This window comes from Sphingobium sp. ba1, assembly GCF_000743655.1.
Classification (GTDB): domain Bacteria; phylum Pseudomonadota; class Alphaproteobacteria; order Sphingomonadales; family Sphingomonadaceae; genus Sphingobium.
In genome coordinates this window covers 183,651-207,983 of sequence record NZ_JPPQ01000083.1, presented here as the reverse complement: position 1 = coordinate 207,983, position 24,333 = coordinate 183,651, and the positions used below count along the sequence as shown (strand labels likewise).

27 protein-coding genes and 2 pseudogenes are annotated in these 24,333 nt (G+C 60.3%); 7 read left to right on the top strand and 22 right to left on the bottom strand.

Annotated elements, in window-relative coordinates:
* Window positions 1-23 precede the first annotated feature (23 nt).
* Complete coding sequence (locus tag IL54_RS20300) at window positions 24-494, top strand: MerR family transcriptional regulator (protein WP_017503287.1); 471 nt, start codon at window positions 24-26, stop codon at window positions 492-494.
* Window positions 495-553: 59 nt separating this feature from the next.
* Here IL54_RS20300 and IL54_RS25555 read toward each other — a convergent pair whose 3' ends face one another.
* Complete coding sequence (locus IL54_RS25555; protein WP_152542565.1) at window positions 554-748, bottom strand: hypothetical protein; 195 nt, start codon at window positions 746-748, stop codon at window positions 554-556.
* Window positions 749-950: 202 nt separating this feature from the next.
* Between IL54_RS25555 and tnpA the strand changes: the two genes are divergently transcribed.
* Genes tnpA through tnpC form a run of 3 tightly spaced genes read left to right on the top strand, consistent with a single transcriptional unit; the run spans window position 951 to window position 3,292 of the window.
* The gene (gene tnpA / locus IL54_RS20290) at window positions 951-1,334 is read left to right on the top strand and encodes an IS66-like element accessory protein TnpA (protein ID WP_037472585.1); all 384 of its coding nucleotides are present in this window, start codon (window positions 951-953) and stop codon (window positions 1,332-1,334) included.
* The gene (gene tnpB, locus IL54_RS20285; RefSeq protein WP_037472586.1) at window positions 1,331-1,678 is read left to right on the top strand and encodes an IS66 family insertion sequence element accessory protein TnpB; all 348 of its coding nucleotides are present in this window, start codon (window positions 1,331-1,333) and stop codon (window positions 1,676-1,678) included. The genes tnpA and tnpB overlap by 4 nt, the downstream gene beginning before the upstream one ends.
* Window positions 1,679-1,738: 60 nt before the next feature.
* Window positions 1,739-3,292, top strand: coding sequence for an IS66 family transposase (tnpC, locus tag IL54_RS20280; RefSeq protein ID WP_037472588.1), 1,554 nt, complete (start codon window positions 1,739-1,741; stop codon window positions 3,290-3,292).
* Window positions 3,293-3,335: 43 nt separating this feature from the next.
* Here tnpC and IL54_RS24435 read toward each other — a convergent pair whose 3' ends face one another.
* Both IL54_RS24435 and IL54_RS20275 read right to left on the bottom strand, forming a co-directional pair.
* A complete protein-coding gene (locus IL54_RS24435) occupies window positions 3,336-3,503 on the bottom strand; it encodes a hypothetical protein (protein ID WP_156106061.1) in 168 nt (55 codons plus the stop codon).
* A 173-nt stretch (window positions 3,504-3,676) separates the two neighbouring features.
* The gene (locus IL54_RS20275; RefSeq protein WP_004206961.1) at window positions 3,677-4,429 is read right to left on the bottom strand and encodes a DUF6796 family protein; all 753 of its coding nucleotides are present in this window, start codon (window positions 4,427-4,429) and stop codon (window positions 3,677-3,679) included.
* Window positions 4,430-4,515: 86 nt separating this feature from the next.
* Between IL54_RS20275 and IL54_RS25550 the strand changes: the two are divergent.
* A pseudogene (locus IL54_RS25550) lies at window positions 4,516-4,644 on the top strand (IS110 family transposase); the annotation flags it as partial.
* 404 nt (window positions 4,645-5,048) lie between these two features.
* Here IL54_RS25550 and hmpA read toward each other — a convergent pair.
* The 8 genes from hmpA to IL54_RS22385 all read right to left on the bottom strand — a co-directional run bounded on the left by hmpA (window position 5,049) and on the right by IL54_RS22385 (window position 12,353).
* Window positions 5,049-6,260, bottom strand: coding sequence for an NO-inducible flavohemoprotein (hmpA, locus tag IL54_RS20270; RefSeq protein WP_037479956.1), 1,212 nt, complete (start codon window positions 6,258-6,260; stop codon window positions 5,049-5,051).
* A 39-nt stretch (window positions 6,261-6,299) separates the two neighbouring features.
* Window positions 6,300-6,575, bottom strand: coding sequence for a DUF1971 domain-containing protein (locus tag IL54_RS20265; RefSeq protein WP_004206958.1), 276 nt, complete (start codon window positions 6,573-6,575; stop codon window positions 6,300-6,302).
* Entirely contained in the window at window positions 6,568-7,047 is a 480-nt protein-coding gene (locus IL54_RS20260) for a group III truncated hemoglobin (RefSeq protein ID WP_081913148.1), read from the bottom strand. The genes IL54_RS20265 and IL54_RS20260 overlap by 8 nt, the downstream gene beginning before the upstream one ends.
* A gap of 319 nt (window positions 7,048-7,366) precedes the next feature.
* The gene (locus tag IL54_RS20255; protein ID WP_037479953.1) at window positions 7,367-8,569 is read right to left on the bottom strand and encodes a tyrosine-type recombinase/integrase; all 1,203 of its coding nucleotides are present in this window, start codon (window positions 8,567-8,569) and stop codon (window positions 7,367-7,369) included.
* Between the two features lie 287 nt (window positions 8,570-8,856).
* Complete coding sequence (locus IL54_RS24425) at window positions 8,857-9,228, bottom strand: hypothetical protein (RefSeq protein WP_156106328.1); 372 nt, start codon at window positions 9,226-9,228, stop codon at window positions 8,857-8,859.
* A 110-nt stretch (window positions 9,229-9,338) separates the two neighbouring features.
* On the bottom strand, window positions 9,339-9,656 hold the full coding sequence (locus tag IL54_RS20250) for a 2Fe-2S iron-sulfur cluster-binding protein (RefSeq protein ID WP_037480605.1): 318 nt from the start codon (window positions 9,654-9,656) through the stop codon (window positions 9,339-9,341).
* Between the two features lie 68 nt (window positions 9,657-9,724).
* Window positions 9,725-11,014, bottom strand: a complete 1,290-nt coding sequence (locus tag IL54_RS20245; protein WP_052027819.1) for a spinster family MFS transporter — start codon at window positions 11,012-11,014, stop codon at window positions 9,725-9,727.
* A 97-nt stretch (window positions 11,015-11,111) separates the two neighbouring features.
* Entirely contained in the window at window positions 11,112-12,353 is a 1,242-nt protein-coding gene (locus IL54_RS22385; protein ID WP_052027818.1) for an aromatic ring-hydroxylating oxygenase subunit alpha, read from the bottom strand.
* Window positions 12,354-12,581: 228 nt separating this feature from the next.
* Here IL54_RS22385 and IL54_RS20235 point away from each other — a divergent pair, with 228 nt between their 5' ends.
* Together IL54_RS20235 and IL54_RS20230 are read left to right on the top strand one after the other, a co-directional pair.
* A complete protein-coding gene (locus IL54_RS20235) occupies window positions 12,582-13,277 on the top strand; it encodes a CoA transferase subunit A (protein ID WP_443211568.1) in 696 nt (231 codons plus the stop codon).
* Complete coding sequence (locus IL54_RS20230) at window positions 13,277-13,918, top strand: 3-oxoacid CoA-transferase subunit B (RefSeq protein WP_037479949.1); 642 nt, start codon at window positions 13,277-13,279, stop codon at window positions 13,916-13,918. Before IL54_RS20235 ends, IL54_RS20230 begins: the two co-directional genes overlap by 1 nt.
* 21 nt (window positions 13,919-13,939) lie before the next feature.
* Here the strand turns inward: IL54_RS20230 and IL54_RS20225 are convergent, their stop codons facing one another.
* The 11 genes and pseudogenes from IL54_RS20225 to cysJ all read right to left on the bottom strand — a co-directional run.
* On the bottom strand, window positions 13,940-14,734 hold the full coding sequence (locus tag IL54_RS20225) for an SDR family NAD(P)-dependent oxidoreductase (RefSeq protein ID WP_052027817.1): 795 nt from the start codon (window positions 14,732-14,734) through the stop codon (window positions 13,940-13,942).
* Between the two features lie 38 nt (window positions 14,735-14,772).
* Window positions 14,773-15,585, bottom strand: coding sequence for an SDR family NAD(P)-dependent oxidoreductase (locus IL54_RS20220; protein ID WP_081913145.1), 813 nt, complete (start codon window positions 15,583-15,585; stop codon window positions 14,773-14,775).
* Window positions 15,582-16,343 carry an SDR family NAD(P)-dependent oxidoreductase gene (locus tag IL54_RS20215; protein WP_037479946.1) on the bottom strand — a complete coding sequence of 254 codons (762 nt, stop codon included), beginning with the start codon at window positions 16,341-16,343 and terminating at the stop codon, window positions 15,582-15,584. The genes IL54_RS20220 and IL54_RS20215 overlap by 4 nt, the downstream gene beginning before the upstream one ends.
* 47 nt (window positions 16,344-16,390) lie before the next feature.
* Window positions 16,391-17,191 (bottom strand): enoyl-CoA hydratase/isomerase family protein, encoded by an 801-nt coding sequence (locus tag IL54_RS20210; protein WP_037479944.1) that lies wholly within the window; start codon window positions 17,189-17,191, stop codon window positions 16,391-16,393.
* A 3-nt stretch (window positions 17,192-17,194) separates the two neighbouring features.
* On the bottom strand, window positions 17,195-18,829 hold the full coding sequence (locus IL54_RS20205) for a GMC family oxidoreductase (protein WP_037479941.1): 1,635 nt from the start codon (window positions 18,827-18,829) through the stop codon (window positions 17,195-17,197).
* 69 nt (window positions 18,830-18,898) lie between these two features.
* Window positions 18,899-20,401: an AMP-binding protein gene (locus tag IL54_RS20200; RefSeq protein ID WP_037479939.1), complete on the bottom strand. Its 1,503-nt coding sequence runs from the start codon at window positions 20,399-20,401 to the stop codon at window positions 18,899-18,901.
* A 31-nt stretch (window positions 20,402-20,432) separates the two neighbouring features.
* Window positions 20,433-21,320: an enoyl-CoA hydratase gene (locus IL54_RS20195; protein ID WP_081913142.1), complete on the bottom strand. Its 888-nt coding sequence runs from the start codon at window positions 21,318-21,320 to the stop codon at window positions 20,433-20,435.
* A gap of 85 nt (window positions 21,321-21,405) precedes the next feature.
* Entirely contained in the window at window positions 21,406-22,272 is an 867-nt protein-coding gene (locus tag IL54_RS20190) for an enoyl-CoA hydratase/isomerase family protein (RefSeq protein WP_037479936.1), read from the bottom strand.
* A gap of 42 nt (window positions 22,273-22,314) precedes the next feature.
* Window positions 22,315-23,073, bottom strand: coding sequence for a glucose 1-dehydrogenase (locus IL54_RS20185; protein WP_037479933.1), 759 nt, complete (start codon window positions 23,071-23,073; stop codon window positions 22,315-22,317).
* A gap of 48 nt (window positions 23,074-23,121) precedes the next feature.
* Window positions 23,122-23,970, bottom strand: a complete 849-nt coding sequence (locus IL54_RS20180; protein WP_037479931.1) for a TauD/TfdA dioxygenase family protein — start codon at window positions 23,968-23,970, stop codon at window positions 23,122-23,124.
* Window positions 23,971-24,049: 79 nt separating this feature from the next.
* Window positions 24,050-24,333, bottom strand: a pseudogene (gene cysJ, locus IL54_RS20175) (NADPH-dependent assimilatory sulfite reductase flavoprotein subunit); the annotation flags it as partial.

Below are 24,333 nucleotides of genomic sequence, written 5' to 3'. Positions count from 1 at the left end.
TTGGAGGACAGGGAGTGGATGGCATGGGGAACTCGCTCCACCTCGCCGAGGACGATGAAACGCTTAAGGACGCGGATCGCGACAACCCCACGCACAAGGGGAGAACCCGCGCAAAGGATGCGGATTTACAAGTGTACGGCATCCAGGATGTCGCTCAGGAACTCGGACTGACACTTCGCACGCTACGCTTCTACGAAAAGGAGGGGCTTATCGCCCCTCAACGGGTAGGCAGTACCCGGGCATATTCCAGGCGTGAGATCGGACGCATACAGCTGATTTTGCGCGGCAAACGCCTTGGCTTCTCCATCAAGGAAATCAAGGAGTTTCTCGATCTCTACGATGCCGATCCCGAGCATAAGGAGCAAATGGAGCGATTGATTGCCCGCATCCGGGAAAGGTTGGTCGACTTGAAGACGCAGCGCTCTGCGCTCGACCTGACAATCGACGAGCTTACAACCATCGAAGTGGAAGCGATGGCAAAGTTGCAGCGATAATTTGGTCATCCCATTCTCTAACCGAGCGGTAACGCTTGATCGCGGCGCCCCCGATCCAATCAAGCCGTCAAGCGACGAGCGCCGCGCCGATCGCTAAGGCCGCCCCAGAACCGCGCCATGATCATCCAGGCGATGCCCGACGCGGTCATCGCCCCGCCGACCTGCCATGGCTCGAGGCCAAGCACGCGCGCGATGGGGCCCGCGAGCGCCACGAACGACATCATCGCCATCGAGCAGACGAAGGTCTCGAACATCAGTGGCTTCATGCTGAAAGCGCCTGATGCTTCCTCCCCCACTTGTTCGTCGCCTGTCGCTGTCGCGTAAGCGGGGCCTGAGGGCCGCCTTGCGTAATGCCCATTCGCCGGGATGATTGCCGCTCTTTGAGCGAGGTGGCGGGTGTCGGACGAGATCGAGGATTCAGCAAGCGAACGGGCGATTAATCATACGAGTAATCGTATGAGTAGTCGGATCGAGGTCGTTAGCCGGGTGTCGGGCCGTCGGCGCTGGACGGTGGAACAGAAGCTGGCCGTATTACGGGATGCATTCGGCCCCGACGGTTGCGTGCGGACAGCCTGTGAGCGCCACGACGTCGGCAGCGGCTCGATCTACACATGGCGGCAACAGGCGATGTCAGGCGAGTTGACCGGGGTGTGCAAGCCGATCGAGCCTGTATTTGCGCAGGTGCAGATCAGCGAGCAGCCGGCCTTGCCCGCCCCAACGGTTGCGGCGCGCAGCAACGGCGTGATCGGGATCGAGCTGCCGTCGGGCATCAAAGTGAGTGTGGACGCCACGGTCGATGCCGAGGCCCTGTCGCGGGTGATCGGCGCGCTGACACGATGATCCCGCTGCCGCCATCGACGCGGATCTTCCTGGCCTGCGGTGCGACCGACATGCGTAAGGGTTTCGACGGCCTGGCGGTGATGACGCAGCAGATCCTGGAGCAGAGCCCACATTCCGGTGCGCTGTTCGCCTTCCGGGGGAAGCGCGGCGATTTGGTGAAGCTGCTCTGGTATGACGGCCAGGGCATGTGCCTGTTTTCCAAGCGGATGGACCGGGGGCGCTTCGTGTGGCCGTCGACCAAGACGGGGTCGGTGATCATGACCGCGGCCCAGCTTTCGATGCTATTGGAAGGCATCGACTGGCGGCGACCTGAACGCACTTTCACCCCTTCATTGGCGGGGTAAAACGCCCATTTTCTGGCACTTCTATTAGCATTGCCACCACCAATCTGCTATATAATCGCGGTGTCGGACGCAGGCCTTTTCACTCCTGATAAAGATGCTCGGATCGCCGAGCTCGAAGCCGCATTGGCCGCCGCCCATGCCGATATTTCCGCCCGCGACATCCTGATTGATACGCTGCGCGTGCAGATTGCACGCCTCAAGCGGATGCAGTTCGGCAAGTCGTCCGAGAAGCTCGATACCCAGATTGCCCAGCTTGAGCTGGCCCTTGAAGAACTCGAAGGCGAGGCCATCGTCGCCGCCGTGCGTCGAGGCGATCCGGTAGCCGTCATTCGGCCATCACCGGTTCGGGCGCTGCCCGCCCATCTGCCGCGCGAGGAACAGCGGATCGAGCCCGATCAGGGTAACTGCACCTGTCCCGACTGCGGCGGCGCGCTGCGGCCGCTGGGGCAGGATAGCGACGAGATGCTCGATGCCGTGCCCGTGCAGTGGCGCGTCATTCGGACCATCCGCCCCAAGTATAGCTGCCGGTCCTGCGAGAAGATCGTGCAGGCGCCCGCGCCGGTAAAGGCGATAGCGCGGGGCAAGGCGACCTTCGGCACCCTGGCCCATGTCGTCGTCTCCAAGTTCGACCATCATCTGCCACTTTACCGCCAAGCCGAGATCATGGCCGCGCAGGGCATCGAGATCGACCGCTCGACGCTGGCAGGCTGGGTCGGCCAAGCATCCGTGCTGCTCGATCCAATCATCAATCGTATCCGCGAGGTCGGCCTGACCGCCTCAAAGATCCACACCGACGATACGCCGGTGCCTATGCTCGATCCAGGACGTGGCAAGACAGCGACTGGCAGGCTCTGGGCCTACGCCGTCGATGATCGCGCCTCTGGTGCGACCTCGCCGCCACTGGTCTGGTATGAGTTCACCACCGACCGCACCGGCGCGCATCCCCGACGCCAGCTGGCCAGTTTCACCGGCTATCTGCAGGCCGATGGCTATGCTGGCTATGACAAGCTCTACAACACCAACCGCGTCACCGAAGTCGCCTGCTGGGCACATTTCCGGCGCAAGATATTCGACATTCATGCGACCAAGCCGACGCCGCTCACCACTGATCTGCTGGAACGTATCGGTCAGCTCTATGAGATCGAAGCAGAGGTTCGCGGCCATCAGCCCGATATCCGACGACGAAGCCGGCAGGACCGCACCAAGCCATTGATCGACGATCTCCGCCAGGCGCTCGACGATGCCCTGCGCCGTCTTGCGCCCAAGTCGGAGATGGCCAAGGCGATCGCTTATGGCCGCAAGCGCTGGATCGCGCTGACGCGCTTCCTCGACGATGGCCGACTGGAGATTGACAATAACATAGCCGAGCGCGCCATGCGCTGCGTGGCCCTTGGCCGCAAAAACTGGTTGTTCGCAGGCTCAAAAGCAGGCGGTGATCGGGCCGCCGCCATCTACTCCATCATCGAGACTGCAAAGCTCAATGGCCTCGAACCGCAGGCCTATATCGCCGATGTCATGGGCAGGATCGCTGGCAACTGGCCCGCAGCCAAATGGGATGAACTCATGCCATGGAACTGGCGCTTGACCGACCAAGACGTTGCTCAAGCTGCCTAGTGGAGATGCCAAAGCTAGATTCTTACGCCACTCCGGCCAAGGATCATGTCGGTGACCGCAAACTGAATGCTATAGCTGCAATTTCTCTGGCACGATCCAGCATTCCAGGAGGCAATTCGCGGGTTCCATCATCATTCAGCGGGAGATCATCGATCTGGTCAAAAATCGCCCCGGCCTCGATGACCAATACCTTCAGCTCGTCATTAGTCACTCATGTTCTCCCTAATCCAACCGCATAATAGCGAAAGGAATAGAAACGATCGAGCGACATCGTAAATTTTTCAAACTCAGACACTCTCTGCCAAAATGACAGAATGTGGCCTACAAACCGCACTTACCCTGAACCGCGGTCCGCAGGCCACGCTTACGCTGTCGCAGCTTCGGTCATGCTGCTTCGTCCCGTGATGCGACCGGCGAACGGCCACCATTCCAGAGCAGCGCCGTCGAGACGGCATAGACAACGAGCCAGCCGAGGTTGAACGCGGCGCCGTCAAGCCAGGTGTGCGCCGGCTCGGGCAGGATGCGCGCGATCAGCATGCCGATCGCGACCAGCGAGACGGGATTGGCCAGCGCTGCGAACCAGCGTGGCCAGGCGGTGCGGCCCAGCGCGATGACGATCCCGAGGAGCAGCAGCGCCAGGCCCAGCGTCACGATCGGCATCAACCAGGCGATGAGCAGGACATGGTAGAAGTGCTGGCCGAGATCGAGCAGCGCGCCATGGGCCGCGGCCGGCGTTTCGAGGATCGTCTTGTAGGCCATGCCGACATAGTAGAAGCCCGCATGGCCGAGCGGAGACCAGGCGTTGCCGGCGACCAGCAGGACGAAGGTCAGCCAGCGCCACCAGCCCATCGCCGGACGCAGCCCTTCGAGCAGATGCCAGCAGCCCGCGAGATAGAAGACGATGCCGGCATCGGCCACCAGCGCGCCCGCGGCGAGCCGCGCCTCGGAGGATGGAAGCATCAGCGCGACACCGTCGAACTGGATGCGATCGGCATAGGTCTTCAGGATCAGCGGATAGTCGTCGGGACTTGCCCTAGCCCCGATGATCAGCGCGTCGCCGAGCGTCCAGAGGATCGCGCCGATCACGCCCGCGATACCGCAGAGACGAAGAAGCGGGAGCCGCTGGATATCCGTCATAGGCTTGTCCTTGCTTCGGCGCGGGATCGATCGACGAGACGCATGATCTCCTGGGCGATCAGCTCGGGCTCGCTGAACGGAACCATTGCCAGCGCTACCGTCGCCTGGCGGCCACGGGCAAGCCTCAGCCCAAGGTGACCACCGCGATCGCGCGTGAACTGTTCGGCTATGCCTGGGACATCGCCCGTCGGGTGTCGCCGGCGATAGCCGGCTGATCCACCCACGACATTAACGAGAGGAGGCGCCAGCGCACCAACTGCATAGCCTTGGCCGACGTGCCGCGGGCACCCGACTGTGATGGGCAATCCACGGTGTACGGTGGGGCAGGTTCGTCCGACGCCCGAACTTATACGGAGGATAGGCCCAGCGACGGATACGGGTAGTGCGGTAATCAACCCGCGGATGAGAGCATGATCAATCGTCGTCGATCAGGCGCCCGCGGCACACCCGCCAAGGTCAATGCGACCGCTGGTCTCGAGGCCAGCGAAGGAGTAAACTCGGCCAGCGTCTCGGATGGCAGTCATGAGAGCGTATATCTGTGCCCGTTTTATGTGACGCCCCCGACATGGCGGTTTGAGTAGACGCGGAGAAGGGCGATGTCGCCCTTCTCCGCGCTCAGTCAGGCGGCGAGCAATTCGTCCGCCGGACCGAAGAATTCGTAATGAATGCGGTCGGATGGGACGCCAGCCAGCGACAAGGTCGAGACGGCGTGCCGCAGAAACGGGCGTGGTCCGCAGATATAGTAATCGGCCTCACCTACAGGCGTGTTGGCGACCAGCCATTCATCGGTAATGATGCCGGCGACGTCATAATCCCGTCCTGCGACTTCATCTTCGAGCGGGGTCTGATGAAAATCGGTGACGGTGATTGACTTGCCCCGCCCAGCGACAGCGCGAACATGATCACGCATTGCGTGGGTATCGCGGTCATGAGTTCCGTGGACATAGTGCACGGGGACTCCCGCCTCGCCCTCAGCAAGCGTTTCGAGCATGGCCACCATCGGGGTCAGCCCCACGCCGCCCGACAGGAGGATCACCGGGCGTTCGACATGCGCTGCCAGGAAGAATTCGCCTGCAGGCGCGGCACCTTTGAGCACCGTGCCCGGCTTGGCTTCATCATGAAGCCAGCCTGACGCAAGACCAAGCGGCTCACGCTTGACCGAAATGCGATAGGTTTCGCCGTTGGGGGCTGCTGAAATCGAATAGTTGCGCTTGACTGGCGGATGTCCCGGAATTTCAAGCCAGAAGGTCAGATATTGCCCGGGCTTGTGCCGCATGACGGCCCCGCCATCAACGGGGCGCAGAACGAAGGAATTGATGACGCTGCTCTCACGCACGACGTCCTCGACGCGAAAATCGCGCCAGCCATTCCATCCGCCGGTCGCATCCTTCTGTTCTGAGTAGACTCGCTGCTCGCGGGCGATCAGGATGTTGGCCAGGAACCAGTAGGCTTCGCCCCAGGCAGCGAGAATCTCATCGGTGGCCGCATCCCCCAGCACCGCCTTGATCGCCCCCAGGAGCGCCTCGGCAACGTGCGGATAATGTTCGGGCAGAATTTGCAGGCCAACATGCTTCTGCGCGATCCGCTCGACCGCCGGGGCAAGCGCACCGAGATTTTCGATGTTGCTCGCATAGGCGAGAATGGCGCCGGTCAGCGCCCGCGGCTGCGAACCGGCATCACCATGGTGCGATTGGTTGAAAAGGTCGCGAATGTTCGGGTTCTGGAACATCCGGGAATACATCTCGTTCACGATGTCGAGGCCATGCGCTTCGAGCGCGGGGACGGTCGCCTTGACGAGCGCAATGGTCTGATCGCTGAGGGGCTGCGTCATCAACTTCTCCTTTTTGAATGCGTTGAAAATCCCGGAATGTCAGAGCTTGGGAATGTGATCGTAAAAATCCACCTGCATCTTCATCGGCCCTGTCGGCGTTACGAAATGCGGTTGCTGAGGGAGAATCAAGCCAGGCTGGTCAGGCGTCAGGACGATCTCCGAAGGTGGCTCGAGGTAGGTTAGCCGGAGTTCGCCCTCCAAAACCCGGATCACGCCCCAAACACCAGCCTTCGTGTCATGTCGCGCGCGCAAGGCAGCCGGCAGAGTGTCCTGGTTGAACACCGGCGTGGAACGGTAAGGCAAGATTTCAGCCATGGGTTTGCCCTGGTCGCTCGATGGCATCCTTACGTTCCGCGTTGGCGACCGATGCAGCACTCCGTTCCTCCAGTTGGAAGAACATCGCCAGTTGCAGGCTCTCGGCGATGCGCCGCGCCTTCGCTTGTAGCGCCGCTGCCGCTTCGGGCGTCATCCTGTCATTGGTCGTTTGAACCCAGAGTGCGAGCCAGCGCTCGAACAGCGCGGGCGTTATCCTGGCCTTATGCTTCAAATGGGCCGGCACCGGTTGCCCCTTGTATCGGCCACTGGTGAGCATGACGGAGGACCAGAACGCAGTCAGCTTCCCAAGATGCTCCGGCCAGTCATCGATCGCATCGTTGAAAATCGGCCCAAGCGCGGGATCGGCGCGGACCCGCGCGTAAAATTCCTCCACCAAAGGAGTCAGCTCTTCTTCTCTGATTTTCGAGACACCGTCCACGACACGCGCTCCAATCATGTATATAAAATACATCTATCATGATTGCGCATAAACGCAAGGCTAGCGCATATTTCCAGGTCGTCGGTCGCGGCGATGTACACAGCCTGAGAAACTGCTCAGCCCCGCTAGTTTAGCCTTGAATCCGAAACACGAAGGCATAGCATCAGCCAGCGACCCGAAGGAGTCTCGGTAAGACGTAGACACCTTTCCTTGCCCGCCCGTCAAAAGACGGGCGGGTTTTCTTTTCCGATTCCGTAGGACATTCGCTGGAACGCTAATCCGCGTGATCTGGCGCACTCGGAATTTTCAAACACCGTCACAAATACCTAATTGTGCGCAGCTCAAGATCTAATCACCCGATTTTCGCGATCAAGCGGCCGGCGGCACCCTGCTCTGCCGCCAGATTGCGATTATAGGCGAGCGGCATCCGGGGACTCTTCCAGCGTAGCGCATCCATGATCCCCGCCAGATCCTCGCCGCTCGCAAACAGATCCTGGTTCAAGCCCACCCGCGTCGAATGCGCGCTCACGCCCTTGAGCAACTGCGCCAGATCATCGGCGGTGAGGTCGCTCAGCGCGCCCTTGTCGAAGGCGCGCCGGATCATTGCCCGCCAGATCGGCCCGATCGAACCCGGGTGCAACGCCCCCTCTCCCACATCATATTCGGTGCGCGCCGGCACCGCCGACTTCGGCAATGTCTTGCGCAGATCCCAGCTTTCGCGGCCAGAAATCGTCTCGATCCGCCGCCCCTTGACCGCGGCCCGCGCCTTGTAGCGGCGCACCTGCACCCGGCGAAACAGCGGTCCCTCCTCGATGTCGGCAGCCGCAGTCCAGGCGGCGATCGCCCGCACCGAGCGCGGGCTGAGGAACGCGGTCGCGCCCTTTCCCTCCTGATCGCCCTTGCTGCGCGAAATCGTCAGCAGCCGCGCCTCGGGATCGATGGCGTCCACAATGTGCTCGACCTCGACCGCGACCAGCTCGGAGGCGCGCAAGCCCGTGTCGTAGGCGACCGACAGCAAAGCCCGATCCCTGAGCCCCGGCAAATCATCCGCGCAGGCCTCAAGCAGCCCCCGCACATTAAGCCCCCGGGGTGCGTCCCGCTCGACATTGCGCACCGGCCCCTTGAACCGCAGCGGCCGCGCCTGGGCTTGCGTGCTGCCCTTCTCCCGGCGGATCGCGCGGAGCCGCAGCTTGACCAGCTCGGCCTGGGTGGGATCCTTGATGTCGAGCAGCTGGTGGATCTTGGCGATCGACGCCTTGTAGCGACCGAGCGAGGCGGGTTTCGCCCCCTGCCCTGCCCGGGCATCGAGATAGTCGGCGACCGTCTCGGGAGTCGCCGGCGAGGTCACGCGCCCGTTTCGGCGGCACCAATGGTCGAACGCCTCGATGTCGCTGGCAAGCGCGCGCAGGGAATGCGGCGAGGATGCCGCCTGATAGGCGGCGATCAGCTCGGCGTTGATCGTGATTGGCGATCGACAGTTCAGCTTGGTCACCTCCCAGGCGAGGTCGACGGCCTGTCGGCCTCGCCGGCTGCTGATGGGCGCTGGGAGGCTCATCTGGACAGCGCGACAATCTGGTCGAAGCTGTGCGGTTCGACCCCATAGATAGCCTCACGCGTCACGCGCCCATCAAAATCGCTCTGCCATGACCAGAATATCGTCTTTTCAGTGTCCAAATGCCTTGCCCTCCGCCGGGATGCACATACCCACCTTATAGAAAGGCGTCAAATCCGCTTATATGATAACTGCAATATCTGCATGTCCACATCTCACAGTATGCGGTAGCGGTCTAAGATTTTCCTACCTTGCGCATAATGTGCGCAATGTTAGCGGGCACAGACAGGCTAATGGGAATCCTGACTTAGAGCGCAGTCCGTAAACCGTTCAACCGGACTATTCCCAAATCCATGATTCGGCTGATTCAATCGAAAGAAGGCTCTAGCGCGACTATCATCAATCACGCGATTGACTTGAAACTTCAATAGACTGGATGAAACCACGATTGCGTATCGTTCAGCTTTTCCATAAAGATATGTACTTGGCGAAGCCAGCGCCGCGGTCACATCTGCAGGTTGGACCAGCGCTGCGCGCGCGTCAGCTAAGATTCTGGCAAGCCCAAACCGTTTCCTCGCTTCCTCAATCGCAGCATGCATGCGGTCATTGATCTGCAGCGCGTCATTAAGTGACAGCAAGCCCTCAACGCCAAGCAGCAACATTCCCCTTTCATTGTCGATTCGAAACGAGAACAGGGCCTTACTCCTCTTGATGTGTTATTAGGATGGCAGGTCATGATTAAGCTGAAGTTATTAGCGCCGATCGGCCAGTCTCAATCTTCTGGTGCGATCGTGACCTTGAGCCCTTCGGCTCCTTCGCCGAGGACGATCTGACAGGAAAGTCGACTGGCTGCCGTTCTGTGTTCACTGCTATCCAGCAGATCATTCTCGTCCTCTGACATAGGCGATAACGCACCAGCGATCTCGCCATCCACATAAACGTGGCACGTTGCGCAGGAACAGCAGCCACCACACAGAGCCAGCAACTCGTCGATGCCCTCGTGGCGGATGGCTTCCATGAGAGAAAGGCCGTTCTGAGCATCTACGACCCGCTCTTCATCGGCCCGGTTCACCACGATCAATTTTGGCATGCTCGTTCCTATTAGTTGAGTTAGCCAGCTCCTGGCGGACCGCTGATCTCGAATTCCGGCAATCGCGGTCACGGCTTAATTTCCGAGCCGCGCGCCGGTATCGACCTGCCGACGAAGTAGAGCGAAATCGCAGCGATGGGGAAGAACGGCACGAGCCCCAACATCGCCATCCTGAGGGCTCGCGTTCCCAAACTGGGCTCCAGCCAGTCGCTAAGCACGCCAACATATAGAGGCCCAAGCCCGGTTCCAAAGATGTTCAGGACAAATAGCAGGATGGCCGCAGCCGTACTGCGCTGATTGGCCGGAACGCTGTTCTGCACGATCGCCGTCGCCGGGGCGAGGTACATCATGTTCGTCGTCATCGGCACAGCCAGGCATGCAAGTGCGACCTGCCACGATGTCGACAGCATCCCGATCACGTAAAATGGCAGCCCGCAAATCATCGCCCATGATGGCACAGTCAGATAGGCCCGCTGATTATGCCCAAGACGGCCGGTCAGATAGCCGCTCGCCAGCATGCCCAAGGTCATCGCGCTACCGCTGACAATGCTGTAATAGGCAGCGATATCGGACATGCTCATGCCTTTTGTCCGCATCAGCATTGCCGGTGCCCAGCTTGCAAAGCCGGTGAAAACAAAACTGTATGCAGCCGCGGCGACGAGCAGCAGCAAAAGCGTTCGACTGCGTTGGAATGTTCTGAAACTTGCCAAAAGGGAAGCGCCCTCCAACATGTCGGAAGCGCCTGGATCCGTCCCGCCCCGTTGGGGTTCCCGCACGACAAGCCACAGCGCAAGCGCCGCCAGAAAGCCGGGTGCTCCGACGGCGACAAAGGCGGTGCGCCAGCCATAATGCGCCGCGACGGCCCCACCAAACGCAATGCCGATGGTAGCACCGATCGGAAGTCCCAGAGAATGAAGCGCAATTGCCGCTCCTCTCTTCTCGGGAGGAAAATAGTCGGCGATCAGCGAATGAGAGGGCGGCACACCACCTGCCTCTCCGGCGCCGACGCCTGTCCGGGCCAACGCCAGCGACGCGAAACCGGAGGCGGCGCCGCAAAGCATCGAGAAAAAGCTCCACACAGCACAGGCGATTGCCACGATACGAACGCGCGACGTTCGGTCGGCCAGCCACGCAATAGGTATTCCGAGCAACGTATAGACCAGGGCGAAGGCAAAGCCTGACAGGAGCCCAAGCTGCGTGTCCGAGAGTTGGAGGTCCTGCTTTATCGACTGGGCCAGGATCGCGATAATCTGTCTGTCGAGATAGTTGAGCATGTAGATGATGCCCAGCAGGAACAGCACCAAATAGGGATATCTGGCTGTCCTGTGCAGACGTTCGGCCTTTATGGCGTCAGACACAGGTGATCCCCACCAGAACAAGCTGTCCGTAGACCGACCGCTAGACCAAAGCCATTGGCCTGATCCTCCCACCACAGGGAGGACCAGGCCAGATTCCCTATGCGTGGGCGTAGGGCAGATCGACGGCGACGACCGCCAGTTCCTGCGGCACGTTTTCGCGGCCCATCACCACGTCGATGTGCTGCTCGTGGTTATAGATAAACTGTTCCGACCAGCAGAGCGGTATCGAATCGATCCCGCCATGCGCCAGCGCCTTGTGCATACCGGCAAGGGCATCGAGATCTTCGCCAATGAAGCTCTTGAAGAAAGTCAGAGTATCCGCGTCCAACTTCTCGTTGGCCGGTCCATCCCCTGTTTTGACGAATGATACTTCGACTTTGCAGCGTCCGGCATCGATCGGCCAGACCATCACGATCGGAAAAAGATATTCGGCAATGGGAAATGTGCCGTTGGGGAAGATGTTATAGCTCCGCTGTCCACTGCGCGATATCTCCGCGAGCTTGCTGGCCTGATCTTCCGCCGAATCCTCTTCCGATTTGAAGAAGGCGGCGCCCATCCCGCTGGTCAAAGTCCCACGCGATTTGATGACGATGGCGTTATGTCCACCCCGGAGCATCTGCAGTGCCGACGTCTTTGAATCGATCACCTTGTCGATGGTGTTCTCATGCACATATTTTGCGTGATAATTCTCCGCGAAATTGTCCTGGAGACATTTCCAGTTGCAATCCACCTCGAAACTGAAGCGATCGAACAGCCGAAGGTCGTCCAGCGGAATGTCCGACCAAAGCGCGGGGATATCAGTGAGATAATCGACAAGCGGCGCTGCCTGCTCGTCAAAATTCACGAATATGAGGCTTCCGAACTGTTCGCAGCGGATCGGCTTGAGGCCGCGTTCCGCCTTGTCCAGCCCCGAAAAATAATGCTCGTCGGGAACGAAGATCAACTTGCCTTCTAGATCGTAGGTCCAGCAGTGATAGAGGCAGCGCATGTTCCGGGCAACGCCGCCCTCATCTTTCATCAGCAACGATCCACGATGCTGGCAGACATTGTGAAATGCGCGAATCTCTCCGTCGCGACCGCGCATGACCACGACCGGGGCGTCGTTCAGCGTATAGGTACGATAGCTTCCCGGCTCTTCGAACTCATGCGCCAGGCCAACGAACAGCCATGTCCTGGACCAAAGATGCTTCTTTTCCAACTCGTAAAAGGCATCGCTGGTGTAGCGGGCCGCAGGAATATCGGGCAGCGCCGGAAAGTCATCCGGATGCCGGCGCTCACGCATCTGCGTGCTCGCGGCTTCCCACATCGACTGGATGCGTTCGGGGGTTTCCAAGGTCATGTGCAGCCTTCCTCGTCCTATGTTCTTGCACGGCTATACGCTTTACCCGGAACGCCTCTATCCCCCCGGCGGGGGACCGCGTCCGGCGATGCCGCCGTCCCGCCTGAGAGGGACTGCATCGCGCGCGGTATCGGCATAGGCAAATGACGGGGACGCGGGGACCGGCCGGGCAAGCATGCCACCGGCCGACAGACTGTTCCCGATTGCAAGGACAGGATATTGCCGAAGATCGTTGAAAGCGCGGAGGCGGTCTTAGACGGCCTTCTTTTTGATGGAATGACCATCGTCGCTGGTGGATTTGGCCTTTGCGGCATCCCGGAAAAGCTGATCCTTGGCACGCGCGATTCAGGCGTGCGCGACCTGACGGTTATCTCTAACAATGCCGGTGTCGATGATTTCGGGCTCGGCCTTCTTCTCCAAACCCGGCAAATCAAAAAAATGATTAGTTCCTACGTTGGCGAGAACAAGGAATTCGCCCGCCAATATCTTGCCGGCGAACTCGAATTGGAATTCAATCCCCAGGGTACGCTGGCTGAACGCATACGAGCCGGAGGTGCCGGGATACCCGCCTTCTTCACCAAAACGGGCGTGGGCACGCTTGTCGCGGAAGGCAAGGAGGAGCGGGTTTTCAACGGCGAGCGATACATCATGGAAATGGGGCTGTTTGCGGACCTGGCGCTGGTCAAGGCCTGGAAAGCGGATACCAAGGGAAATCTGATCTTTCGGAAAACCGCCCGCAATTTCAATCCGATCGCCGCGACCGCCGCCAAGATCACGCTGGTCGAGGTGGAAGAACTGGTGCCGGCCGGAGAGATCGACCCGGACCATGTGCATACGCCTGGCATCTATGTCGACCGGATCCTGGTGGGAACCGATTACGTAAAACCGATCGAGCAACGCACGATCCGGACGGAGAGCGTTTGATGGCCTGGAGTCGCAACGATATCGCTGCCCGCGCGGCGCGCGAACTGACCGATGGCGACTATGTCAATCTGGGTATCGGTGTGCCTACCCTGGTGCCCAACTACCTCGCGGAAGGGATCGAGGTGACGTTTCAGTCCGAGAACGGCATGCTCGGAGTCGGACCATTCCCACTCGAAAGTGAGGTCGATGCCGACCTGATCAATGCGGGCAAGCAAACGGTCACCGCCCTCCCCGGCGCATCGTTCGTCAATTCGGCCGAGAGCTTCGCAATGATCCGCGGCGGCCATGTCGATTTGTCGATCCTGGGCGCTCTGGAGGTCGCGCAGAATGGCGATCTCGCGAATTGGACGATCCCTGGGAAGATGGTCAAAGGCATGGGCGGGGCAATGGATCTTGTCGCCGGGGTGGCGCGCATCATCGTCCTGATGGACCATGTTTCGAAAGGCGGCGAGCCCAAGTTCCGCACGGTATGCAGCCTCCCGCTAACCGGCGCGGACGTGGTCGACATGATCATAACCGATCTGGCTGTATTCGAGCGCCAGACGCGCGGATCATCGTCTTTCCGGCTGACGGAACTGGCGCCGGGCGTCTCCCTCGATGAAATCAGATCCAAGACCGAGGCTGCTTTCGTCGTGGACTAGGGTTCGCTTCGGTGGAGGGGGTCAAGCGTCTCCCTCGTAGCGTGTGGCATGGGACAAGGACGGCAGCCGGCACGTCATGCCGCCATCGACGGTAATCGACTGGCCCGTGACATAGCCGCCGCCATCCGAAGCCAGATAGAGAGCAGCCGCGGCGAGATCCTCGGGCTGGCTATAGCGACCCAGCACCGACGCGATGTCCAGATAGGCCTGGCCCTCGGCTGATTGCGCCGGGGAAAACCAGTCGCGTGTGATACCGGTCACCGTATTCGCTGGATTTATGCAGTTTGCCGTGATGCCGTCCGGCCCGAGCTCGATCGCAAATCCCTTCATCAATCCCGACACTGCGTGTTTGGAAGCCACATAGGCGCCCTGGAGGCGCAGACCATATTCGGCGCAGACCGAGGCCGTGGTGATGATGCGGCCATATCGGCTTGATCGCAGCAGGGGCACGCAGGCGCGGGTCAGACGAAAGACCGCATCGACATTCACAGCAAATACGCGGCTCCAGTTGGCATCCGTCGTTTCATGCAGCATCGCCAGATCACCCGGAATTCCGGCGTTATTGACGAGGATGTCAAGTCCGCCCAGCACGTCCTGCGCCTTGGCCACCAGGATTTGCGCGGCATCATCCGACGCAATATCCTGCACGATCGGCGTGATGGCAGCATGGCCGCGAAATGCGCTGGTCAGCTTGTCGGCCGAAAGATCGACAGCCAGAACCTGGGCGCCTTCTCGTGCGAATATCTCCGCGATGGCCAGGCCGATCCCATCAGCCGCACCTGTAACCAATGCGCGGCGTCCCTGGAGTTGTGACATCTTCTATCCTTTCCCAATGACGCCGTGCTGGTCGGCGATCAGTTGAAGTACATGCCGCCATCGACGTTGAGCGTCTGGCCCGTGATGAACGCGCTCTGATCAGTGCAGAGGTAGAGGATTGCGTCGGCGCAATCCTCCGGGCGACACAAGCGCCCAAGCGGGGTCACGGCAAGAAGCGACGCCTCCACGGTCGGCGCGTCTGCGGCCTGGTCTTGCCCATAGGCGACCTTGACCGCATCCCACATAGGTGTTTCGACCGCACCCGGCGCGATGGCATTGACGCGTATGCTGTGGATCGCCAGCTCTTGGGCCATGCCCTGTGTCATGCTGATCACGCCCGCCTTGCTCGCTGAATAAGCCAGCGAACCGATAGAAGGCCTGCGGCCTGCAGCTGACGCGAGATTGACGATTGCGCCGCCGCGGCCGGCCTTGATCATATATCGTGCCGCAGTCTGGCTGACAAAAAACAGGCCTTTGAGATTGATCGAAAGGACGCGATCATATTCGGCCTCGGTGATACCCATGATCGGCTGCATGGAATAGACGCCAGCGCAGTTGATGAGGATATCCAGTCTGCCGTGGTCCTGCCAGACCGTGTCCAGTGCGACCTGTATGCTCGACAAGCTGGTGACGTCGCATGCCAGCGGTGACATCCGATGGGGCAGTGCCGCGCAGGTCTTCGCACAGGCCTCAATTGCCCTGTCTGCAGCAAATATTGTCGCGCCCGCCTCCGCAAGGTCCCGTGCCGTCTGTAGGCCTATCCCGCTGGCCGCGCCGGTGATGATCGCGATTTTGCCAGAAAGGTTGGGGATCGGCTTGCTTCGATTCTCTTGCAGCGCCTCATCCATCATCGCGGCCCCATGCGGATCGCGCCATCGAGGCGGATAACTTCACCGTTCAACATCGGATTTGTAATGATTGCCTGCACGAGCTTGGCATATTCTTCGGGCTGGCCCAGCCGACTGGGATGCGGCACCTGTTGCCCCAGGCTATCCTGGGCAGCCTGCGGCAGCCCTTTCATCATAGGGGTCATGAAAATGCCCGGCGCGATCGTCATGACCCTTATCTTTTCCCGCGCGAGGTCACGAGCAACCGGCAGTGTCAGACCGACCACGCCGCTCTTAGAGGCCCCATAGGCAGCCTGGCCCATCTGGCCGTCATAAGCTGCAACCGATGCCGTGTTGATGATGACGCCCCGCTCTTCCCCGACCGGCTCGGCTGGAATCAGTCTTGCAGCAAACTGGCTCAACACGTTGAAGGTCCCAACGAGGTTGATTTCGACCGCGCGTCGGAAGTCGACAAGTTTGTGCGCCACCCCATCCCGGCCAACGGTCTTGATGGCTGGCGCGATGCCCGCGCAATTGACGAGAATGCGCGCCACGCCAAAGGATGCCTCCGCTTCGATCAGCGCAGCTTCGATACCGTCTGCGTCCGTCACGTCGGCCTCGACGAAGCGCCCACCTATAGCTTGGGCATGGGCTTCCCCGGCTGCACGATCGCGGTCCAGAATCGTCACATTGGCGCCCGCAGCGGAGAGTATCGCCGCCGTCGCGGCACCCAGCCCCGAGGCTGCCCCTGTGACGACGGCCGCCAAACCTTCAATCTCCACGGATAATCTCCTCTTCCTGGCACGAATTATTTTGCGTTGTTGTGGGATCAGATCGACACGAAATCTGGAGGGCGCTTACCAAGGAACGCGGCAACGCCCTCACGGCCTTCCAATCCCTCCGCCTGCATACGCACGCTTAAAGCCTCCATGCCCATCTGGGCTTCAGGCGTATTGGCACCGGCAGCAAGCAAAAGGCGACGCGTCGCCGCAAAGGCACCCACGGGGCCCTTGGCCAAGCTTTCCGCGACATCTTGCGCGTCACGCGCAAGATCGTCGTCGGCCACCGAGCGGGTTACCAAGCCCAACGCGACTGCCTCGGCGGCGGTCAATCTGCGGTTGGTGAAAGCAAGCTCCTGCGTCTTGCGCAATCCGATAAGCCGCGGCAGCAGCCAACTCGACCCACCATCTGGTGAAAATCCAATCCCAGCATAGGCCATCGAGAAATGGGCTTTCTCCGCCGCCAGGACGATATCGCCGACGGCGACAAGACCAAGGCCCCCGCCGGCGACCGGCCCGTTGACGGCCACGATGAGGGATTTGTCCATATGCAATAATATGCTGATCGCGGCGTGCAGCGGTGCCGTGATCCGATCCAGCAGCGAACCAACGTTTTCGCCGGCCTGCCCGATAGCGCGCACGTCGCCACCCACGCAGAAGAACCGCCCTTCCGCTGTAAGCAGTACGGAACGCGTCTCTCGATCCCCTGCGGCTTCCTGTACTCTGTCAAGAAGGCTCTCGGCCATCTCGACGCCCAATGCGTTGCCCGTCTCCGGACTGGAAAGGGTCACCAGCGCAACCCCGTTGAGGCGCTCCATCCGCACGAGCGGCGCGCCATCTCGGCCAGTCATGCGTCAGGCCGCCAAGGCCGTTGCAACGGTGCGTCCGGCAACGAGGTCCGCTGCCTTCTCACCGATCATTATGGCCGTGGCATTTGTATTAGTGCTTGGCAGGGATGGCATGATCGAAGCGTCTGCGACGCGCAGTCCTTCCACGGCCCGGACCCGCAACTCGGGATCCACGACCGATCGGACATCGCTGCCCATCCGGCAGGTGCCTACGGCATGATAGCCGAGCGCTGCCTTGGCGCGCACAAAGTCCGCCCATCCCTCATCAGTGGAGGGTATTGGATTTGGATTGCGGTCCGCAGTCACCAAAGTACGCATCGCTGGCATCTGGTAGAGTTTGTTAATCACCTTGCAGCCTTCGATCATCGTCGCGAGATCACGTTCATCACCAAAAAGACGATGCACGACGCGCGGGCGCTTATTAGCGTCCAACAAGATTCGCCCACGGCTCTTTGGATGACAGACTGACGCATACAAGGTTATGATCTGTTCCTTGGGCAGGCCTTCGGCCCCCCATGAGGTCGAGTTCGGATCGACGTCATAACCCAGCGGCATGAAATGGAACTGGATATTGGGTTCGTCCAGATCGGCGCTCGTCTTCACAAGTCCCATGGCCGGCACCGCAGGCGCGGAGAGGGGGCCGCTACGATTCCATGCGTAACGCGCCAGATATCCGAGGATATCGATCGGACGCATGCGACTGTTCATCGTCGGCTTGTTCACATATTTATTCTGTCCGACACCGGGATGTTCCTGGAGATTGGCGCCAACGTCGGGTGCATCGACCCGAACCGGGATGCCGTGCTCCGCAAGGACGGCTGCGGGACCAATTCCTGATCGCATCAACAAAGCAGGCGTACCCATCGTACCCGCTGACAGGATAATTTCTCGACGCGCCGTCGCCTTATGTATCTTGCCGCTCTTGCGATACGTCACCCCGACGGCACGCGCTCCATCGAAGTCCACATGTTCGACATCTGCATCGACGATGATTTCAAGGTTAGCGCGTGATCGGGCCGGGCGCAGATAGGCTTTTTCGGTGCTGCACCGCCAGCCGTCTCGCTGCGAGCCTTGAGTGAGGTAGACCCCCTCCATCTGCCCATCCTGGTACTCGGCAAGAGTGGGAATCCCCATCTCGTTGCATGCCTTCAGGAAGTTACGGGTAAGCGGATGGAATCCTGGACGCATCGGAGCGACCGAAAGCGGCCCATGCGAGCCATGCGCCTGGCTCGGCGCACCTGACCATGTCTCGGATTTCAGGAAATAGGGAAAGACGCCGGCAAAGCCCCAGCCCGTGGCTCCGGCCTCTTCCCAACGATCATAATCGCGCCGCGTCCCCCTGACATAGACCATCCCGTTGATCGAACTGCTACCACCAAGCGCCTTGCCGCCAGACCATGCGAAGGAGCGATCGTCGATCGTGGGATCGGGCTCCTGCGGATAGAGCCAGTCATATTTGGCGTTGCCGATAAGCTGGACGACCCCGGCAGGCACCTGCATCATCAACGACCTGCCCTGGCCGCCAGCCTCAATCAAAAGCACCTTGGACCGACTGTCCTCGCTTAGCCTGTTGGCCAGCACTGCACCCGCGCTGCCGCCGCCAACGATGATAAAATCTGCGGTCGTTGTTTGCTCGTTCATGTCAGTCTCCCCGGAAACCCGGTCAATTGAAGGGACGGGCGCAACAGATCGGTACGCCAACGATCGGTCTCAGCCAGCTACAGGCTGGCTATCGGGCATGGACTGGCGCAGCGCCGCGATCCGCTCTTCGCGCAGTTGTTGGCGCCGAACCTTGCCGGCATCATCGCGCAGCATGGTGGTCGCAAATTCGAAACTGCGCGGAAGTTTATAGGCCACCAGCCGCTCTCGCAGAAATGCGAGCAGTTCGTCGGGATCAACCAGGCCCTGCGCCTCCTGTGTCAGTTGAACGATGGCGTGGGTCGTCGCTCCAAAATCCTGGTCCGGCAAGCCGATGACCACTGCACCTTCCACGCCGGGGTGCGCCATCAGCGCACCTTCGACTTCAGCAGGGAAAATGTTCGCACCGCCCGATACGATCATGTCGGTACGACGATCGGCAATGTAGAGATATCCGTCCTCATCCATCCATCCGAAGTCGCCGAGCGTCTCGAAACCGTCCTCCGTTACCCGCGCATCGGCACCGATATAGCTGTAGGTGGAACCACGGCCGCCAGCGGGAAGGGCGAAGATTTCGCCTACCTCCCCCCGCGGCAATTCGACGCCCGCCTCATCGACAATCTTGATCTTGTCCATATGGGCGCGGCCGACCGAACCGCGATGTGTCAGCCATTCCTCACCGTTCAATATGGTCGTGACGATACCTTCGGTTCCCCCGTACAGTTCCCAGATCTTTTCAGGACCAATCCAGTCGATCCACTCCTGCTTGAGTTCGGCCGGCATGGGGGCCGCCCAGTGCCAAACTGTCTCCAGCGTGGACACGTCATATCTGGCGCGCACCTCTTCCGGCATGCGCGAAATCCGCATCATCATCGTCGGTACGAAGCTCGTCCACTTGACGCCGAATTCCTGGATCAGGCGCAGCGCCTCTTCGGGGTCGAATCGCGTCATGCCGATGATCGGATGTCCCTCGAACAATGCCTGGATGTTGGTCGTCACGGGCATGTTGTGGTAGACCGGGCCGGTCGCGAGGATGGGTCCATGGTCGGGGAAACGCAACGGAGGCTTGCGCTCGCTATCGATCGTATTGGGACCGGGAGCGACGATGATCTTCGGCCGGCCAGTGGAGCCGCCGGAGGACATCGCCTTCCAGCGCGGGGCGATCACTGGCACTATCGGAGTCGTATTCGGATGATCGCGACCGAAATCGCCCGGTTGTGCGCCGAACGCGTCCCTGAGCGACTTGTCAGAAGCGATCACGATCTTCGGTTCGGCGACCGCTACGATGGCTTCGAGTTCGGCCAGGGGCAAACGGTAGGAGACCACATGCGGCGTCGCGCCGATGGTCCACAGCGCAAACATGATTTCGTAGAATGCCGAACCGTTCGGGAGCGCCAATGTGACGAGGTCGCCAGGCCCGACGCCCACGTCGCGCAACGCATGCGCACGCCGGGTGGCGCGGTCTGCAAGAACACCCCAGCTTATCACGTCCTCACCGTGGCGGATCGCCCAGGCATCGGGGCCATGAAGCGCCGCACCGCGCGCGGGTATTTCAGCCAGCGGAATTATGGCCATTGAGCAGCATCCTCTATGAATATTGTTCCGGCTATTCGGATACAGGCTTGCCCTTCCAGGCCGCCTTGTCCTTCAAGGCGGCAGGCAATCCCGTAGGATCGATCGGCAGGCCGAAGACTTGTTCGTTATGGGCGTGGCTGAGTTGATGCAGCGCGAAGCTCGTGCTCATGGCGTTCACGCGACCCTGCGCATCCTGGGCCGCATTGACCGCTTCCTTGAGCAGCTTCAACGTGAAGGACGGTTTTTTGACGATCTTGCGCGCCATGGCTTCAGTAAAGTCCTGCAACATTTCGTTCGGCACCACATGGTTGACCATTCCCAGGCGGTGGGCTTCATGGGCATCGATGTAATCGCTGGTGAAAAGCATTTCCTTCGCCTTGCGCACGCCCAGCTCCCAGGGGTGATGAAAAAACTCCGCGCCAGCCACGCCGATCTCCGCCGTATTGTCGGCAAATTCGGCGTCTTCGCCTGCAATGATGATGTCGCAGGGCCAAATCAGCATCAAGCCGCCCGAAATTGCCTTGCCCTGGACCTGAGCGATCGTGACCTTGGGAATGTTACGCCAGCGCTCGGATAGACCGAGGAACATTTCCTTTTCGATCCCCATTCGGCCTTCTGCGCCGTCGCAGCCAAACCCGCACCAGGTGCCGACCGGGTCCCACGGCGCCATTTCGGCAACGAAATCCGGCACGCGCAGATCATGCCCGGAGGAGAAATGCTTCCCCTGCGCAGCCAGGATGATCACCTTGACGCTATCATCCCGCGCCGCCTGGTTGAACGCGGCATTGAGCTCGTACAGCATGGTCGCATTCTGAGCATTGCGGCTATCGGGACGATTGAGCACGATCCGCGCAACGCCGGGGAACGGGGCCTCGACATATATCGTTTCAAACGCCTGCTGAACTATTTCGCGCGTCAAAATGTCATCCTCATTTCATCTGGGCAACTGGTCGATAATGCCCGGGATGCCCAGACCCCTTCTCCCGGGCATCCCGAACGCTCGCTCAGGCCGCGTCGCGCTTGCGACCCGCTCCTGCATCGGCCTGATCCTTGGGATAGAGCCGCTGCAGCTTGGTGTAGGTTTCCTGGCCTTCGTTGCTCTTGTCCCAGACCATCCAGCCGCGATCCATGTGGGACAGAGCCTGTAGTGCCATGCCGTAGCCGACGCCGACCTTGTCGTTGAACAACTGCTTCCAACGATCGACGAAGCACTGGCGCGTGTAGCGCAGGGCAAGGTCGTCATAGGTGGCCATCTGATGCGCCAGTTCGAGCGCGCGCGGCATGAGGTCGGCAGGTTCGAGAACCTCGTTCACGACGCCCAGGCGCTGGGCCTCATACGCATCGATATGCTGGCCGGTCAGCAGGAAATATTTGCCGCGGTTCGTGCCGAGCAGTTCCTGCCAGAGGATGTGGACGCCGTCGCCGGGCACTTCGCCGGCTGTGAAATGGCCCTCGTCGGCGAAGACCGAAGTGGTCGTGGCAAGGTTGATGTCGCCCAGGACCATCAATTCGCCGTGGATCAGCGCGGGACCGTTGCACGCACAGATCAGAGGCGCTTCGATTTCGAACAGGCGGCGGAACATCATTTTCTCGCCCCAGGAAGGCACGTCGAAATTGCTGGGCGTCTTGATAGGGACGCCCCATTCGCCATGACGATCGATGAAGACATCGCCCGTTCCGGTAAACACCACCACCCGGTTGCCACGATCGCCTCCGATGTCTGTGAACGCAGGCGCCCATTCGGAATGATGTTCGGCGCCGTAAAGCACCGGGCCGTCATTGCTGTGCCAGGTCACGACCAGAACGCCGTCTTCGGACCGTTCGAACTTGAGGGTCTTGTACTTATCGAAATATGCTGGACGTTCGCTCATCACATCTTCTCCATTGAATCTAAATTATTGAAAATATATCGTTTATGCGATCACCATTCCGCCATCCACGGAAAGTGTCGCGCCGGTGAGGTAAGAGGCGGCCTCGGAACAGGCCCATATGACTGCAGAAGCGATTTCATCCGGCCGCCCGGCTCTGCTCATGGGCACGGATGACTGGACATAATCGTCGATACTGAAAAAGCCCTCGGCCGCTTTCTTGGCAAGCATCGGCGTTTCGATGACGCCTGGGCAGACGATATTCACCCGGATATTCTGTTTGGCATATTCGAGCGCCGTGACCTTGGTGAGACCGATCAGAGCATGTTTGCTCGCGACATAAGCGGGCAACTGGGGCGCCGCGCGCAACGAAGACACGGACCCCGTATTCATGATCGCGCCACCGCCGGTCTTGAGCATGGCCTGAATCTCATACTTCATGCACAGCCACACGCCTGTCACGTTGACCGCGAATATCTGGTCCCAGACCTCGCGACTGCAGTCTGCCGTGGCCCCTGTATCAGGCGAGATGCCCGCATTATTATACGCAGCGTCCAGGCGCCCAAAGCGACTGACGGTTTCGGCAACCGAGGCCGCCACCGATTCTTCACTTGTCACGTCGGTCGGCAGGAAGATCGCCTCGCCGCCGGCCGCCAGGATCGCCTCCAGGGTTTCGCCACCCGCCCGGTCATCCCGATCGAGGACGGCGACCTTCGCGCCCAAAGCCGCAAATTCCTGGGCCGTCGACCGGCCAATTCCGCTGCCGGCACCGGTGATCAGGGCAACCCGGCCATTCCAATTCATTATGTTCACTGAGTTGCTCCCAACATCGATACCGGGCTAATGCGTGCATCATTCGCGCATGTGGGTGGGCAATCGATCCGCAGGGATGGGCGGGCGATAATCCTCGGCGACGCCTTCGGTAATGCAGACCCGCTGTAGTGTCCGCGTCTTGCCCGGCACCAGTCCGCCCCGTGCATGATGATAGGCCTGGTTCGCCCAGATCACGATGTCGCCATTGCGCCAGCGATGCTCGTAAATGTTGGAATCAGCGTAGAGATGCTCGTGCAGTTCCCCGATCAGATCCTCGCTCTCAGCCTCGCTGAGGCCAATGATCAGCGCCGTGTTCTGCTGCGTCGCAAAAAGCACTTCCTGACCGGTAATCGGGTCGAGGTGGATAAGGGAGTGTTCGGCCCTCGGCGCGTTCTCGGGATAGCCTTCGATGCGCTGGCGGCCCGTGAGGCCCTCTTCGCTGGCCGAAAACAGATTGAGCCCCTTAAGACCGCGCAGACGCTCCCGGGTCGCCGGGGCAAGCGCTTCGAGCGCAAGGCGCCCACTTGCAAAGCGAGTCCAGGTTTCTTCATAGGGAACCTCGATGCCGTGGAGGGAAATGCCCAGGAGCGGCACTGGCGTGTATAGAAAATCAAGGTGGAACGACACTTCCGAGTCGCCCAACAGGCCGTCCTTGCGCGTGTTGGAGACATAGCCGACAGTCGTGAAATCTTCGAGGACCGGCCCGAGCTTGCCCATGACGGCCTTCTGCTGGTCCTGCGTCAATTCCTGTTCGCGGAAGACGAGATAGCCATATTCCTTGAACAGCCGAGCGACCTCATCATGGGTCTTCTCGTCACGCAGATCGAGGTCTACCTCAACGCCAAATGGCTCAATCCTCTTGAGCTTCGCTGTGGATTCGACAGACATAAAATCCTCCTAAAGACCGGACATTTTCGCATCTGCGGGCGCCGGACGAGCCACGCAGGTCGATTTCATTCAGAACCGCTCAATACACATCGCGCTGGTACCGACCCTCAGCTTGCATGATGCCAAGATAGGCTCCTGCCGAAGCGGCATCGAGGCCCATGCCCGTTTCGAGAACGCGTATCAGCGCGCGATCGACATCGGGCGCCATGTGCGCAGCATCGCCGCACACATAGATATGAGCGCCATCGCTGAGCCATCGGCAGAGATGTTTGGCTTGAGCGAGCAGGCGATCCTGCACGTAGATTTTGCGCGTGCCGTCTCTGGAAAATGCTGTGTCGAGGTGCGTGAGCGCCCCCGTAGCCA